This window comes from Vibrio sp. 10N.222.48.A3 (assembly GCF_041475345.1).
In the GTDB taxonomy this organism is placed as follows: domain Bacteria; phylum Pseudomonadota; class Gammaproteobacteria; order Enterobacterales; family Vibrionaceae; genus Vibrio; species Vibrio tasmaniensis_A.
Map to the genome: position 1 here is coordinate 1 of NZ_JBFRVX010000314.1, position 3,099 is coordinate 3,099.

Genomic DNA, 3,099 nt, shown 5'->3' on the forward strand with positions numbered 1-3,099 from the left:
GCGAGTGCATGTTAACACAGTCTTTCGGGTTGTACACTCATTGATTGATAAATCAGCGAGTTTTTTTGTCATGTTGCGCTTGTTAACAAAAACTACCTACAACAGCTGATAGGTTTATAAAGTTACACGCCATGACAAAGTAAAAAGGAAGCCTAAGCCTCCTTTTCTTCGTTAGTATAGACGATATTATCGTTTGAAGTTGATATCTTCAGTCTTATCTAAGTTAATTTTAGTCTTAGCTGGTTGAGTCTCTGCGATTATTTTTCCGTGGCGAATAGAGTACTGCACTGGAACTTGGCGACGTACTGCATCAAAACCGTTATCTGCAGGAAGAATTAGTAAGCTTCCTGGCTTACCTTCTTCAATGCCGTAGTTGTCTTGGATATGCAGTGTGCGTGCTGAGTTCTTGCTGATCAAATCAAGTGAGGTGTTGATTTGGTCGTAGCCCATCACTTGCGTTACGTGCAGTCCCATGTGCAGAACTTGAAGCATATTCGCTGTACCCAGTGGGTACCATGGGTCAAACACATCATCGTGGCCGAAACACACATTGATATTTGCTGCGAGCATCTCTTTAACACGCGTTACGCCACGACGTTTCGGGTAGTCGTCGAAGCGACCCTGTAAGTGAATGTTCACTAACGGGTTAGCCACGAAGTTGATACCAGACATCTTCAATAGACGGAACAAGCGAGATGCGTAAGCACCGTTATAGGACCCCATCGCTGTGGTATGGCTTGCCGTTACCTTCTCACCCATTTCGAATTTGTGCGCAAGGGCTGCCAGCGTTTCAACGAAGCGAGATTGCTCATCGTCAATCTCATCACAGTGAACGTCGATCAGGCAGTCGTACTTGCGTGCAAGCTCGAACACGTAATGCAGAGATTCAACCCCGTATTCACGAGTGAATTCAAAGTGAGGGATAGCACCGATAACGTCAGCGCCGATCTTCACGGCTTCTTCAAGCAACTCTTTGCCGTTAGGGTATGAAAGAATGCCTTCTTGAGGGAATGCAACGATTTGGATGTCGACCCACTCTTTCATCTCTTCGCGGACTTCAACCATCGCTCTTAACGCCACTAACGTTGGGTCTGACACATCAACGTGTGTACGCACGTGTTGAACCCCGTTAGCTATCTGCCATTTCAGTGTTTGCTTGGCACGAGACTTTACGTCTTCGATTGATAATAATTCTTTACGCTCAGCCCAACGCTCAATACCTTCAAACAAGGTACCAGAGATATTCCAGTTAGGCTCACCAGCTGTCTGAGTCGTGTCTAGGTGAATGTGCGGTTCACAGAAAGGAGAAACAACAATGCCGCCTTCTGCATCAAGAGTTTCGCCCTGATGGTTGATTTGCGCGTCATTATCGAGAATGCGAGAAAATTGACCATTTTCAATCAGAATTTGTTTCAAGCCCTCTTGGTCTTGAAGTTTCGCGTTCTTGATTAATAAGGTTGTCATAGTGTGTCCTTAAGCGGCCTGAGATTTCAGAGCTTTTTTGTTCAATAGAGGATTTAGCACGAGGTAACTGATTGCACCACCAAACACGGCATTCAAAGGAACGATGCCAGGTAGGAAGTGACCAGCGGCTACGCCTGTTGCTACCGCGATAATGCCAGCCCAGTTAACGGTTTGGAACTCTGCATTTGCAAAATCTTTGTAACGTTTACGGTTCGCGAAGAAGTCGGCGATGATTACGCCACCAATGGGTGGAATCGCTAACGAAAGGAAGGTTAACCAACCAACGAAGTTGTTGTATAACCAAAGCGCGAAAATCGTACCGATAATGCCGTTAATGATAGACATTGTAGTACTTGAGCGACCTGTGATGTTAGATAAACCCAGACCTGACGCATAAAGTGCATTTTCATTGGTTGTCCAGATATTCAAGCCAAGCACGATGATGGCTGGAAGCAGTAGACCTTGCGCGATCATCACATCTGAAATATCAGCCTGACCGGTTGCTGCTGCGCCTGCTGCGCCGAAGATAAACATCAGCGAGTTACCGATGAAGAACGCGACCATTGTAATTAACACGGCGCTTGCTGGCTTTTTACCGAAGCGAACGAAATCGGCAGTCAACGTACCTGCACTTACAAACGAACCTACAACCATTGCTAGTGCCATTGAGAAGTCCATTGGCGTCTCTGGCTTAATCAGCTGCAGTTGCTCTAGTCCACCAACACTGTCTACGGCTGTTAGTACTGAGTAACCACCCAAAATTGCAATCGCGGGCACCGCAATTGCTGAAAGCACCATTAGCGCTTTAATACCGAAGTACACCGTACCTGTCATCAAAAGGCCTGACACAATAATCAAGGTGTTGGTATCAATGCCTGTGGCTTTCTGTACCGGAATTGCGAACATGGCAACGCCTACACCAAACCAGCCGACTTGTGTACCACCAAGTAGAGCAGAAGGAAGCCATGAGCCTTTAGTACCAAAAGAGAAACGAGCAAGGAGATGAGTAGAGAGGCCAGTAGATGAGCCGATGTAGCCAAGAAAAGAAGTGTAAATACCAAGAATTAGGTTACCGATGAGAACGGCGAGGAAGAAATCGTTGAAAGAAAGACCTGTCCCGAGTGAACCACCTGTCCACATACTTGCAGAGAAGAAAGTGAGTCCAAGCATTACCATGGTGAGTGAAGCAACTCCTTTCCTAGCCGATGTTGGAACCGGCCCAAGACTGTAGTTATTATCCGCAGCCATTTTTTACCTCCGCAATTGTTCAAAATTAAAATTAACGGTCGCCGTATTGCAGGCAAACGTGCGCATTATCGTGATATAAATAACATAGTCAATGCTAGTTTTATCAATAAGCCATCTATTAAGGCGGTTATGTTAAAAATAGACATTTAAAACATAAGGTTACTTTTCATATTTATTCTTAAAAAATAATTAGAAAACGTTTTCTATGGCGTAGGTGATGAGCCAGAATTGAACTTCACTATGAATGCTAGCGATTATGACTATGAATGGGTGTCTGTATATTGGATGGGCGATGTTTCTTAAATTGCAGGCAAAAAAATGGCCAATCGCAATACTCGCAATTGGCCTATATATATCGTGAACAAGAAAGGTTCACTAACAACGTCA

At 44.9% G+C, this 3,099-nt stretch carries 2 protein-coding genes; both read right to left on the reverse strand.

Translation table 11 applies throughout. The annotated features are described in order from the left end of the window. Window positions 1–186: 186 nt before the first annotated feature. Window positions 187–1,464: a cytosine deaminase gene (locus AB4653_RS10005; RefSeq protein WP_009845696.1), complete on the reverse strand. Its 1,278-nt coding sequence runs from the start codon at window positions 1,462–1,464 to the stop codon at window positions 187–189. Between the two features lie 9 nt (window positions 1,465–1,473). Next, window positions 1,474–2,712, reverse strand: a complete 1,239-nt coding sequence (gene codB / locus AB4653_RS10010) for a cytosine permease (protein ID WP_032499239.1) — start codon at window positions 2,710–2,712, stop codon at window positions 1,474–1,476. Window positions 2,713–3,099: the final 387 nt, after the last annotated feature.

Bases quoted from the DNA above. Each gene is read 5' to 3' on its own strand.
- AB4653_RS10005 (WP_009845696.1), bottom strand. From the start codon at position 1,464: ATGACAACCTTATTAATCAAGAACGCGAAACTTCAAGACCAAGAGGGC.
- codB (WP_032499239.1), bottom strand. From the start codon at position 2,712: ATGGCTGCGGATAATAACTACAGTCTTGGGCCGGTTCCAACATCGGCT.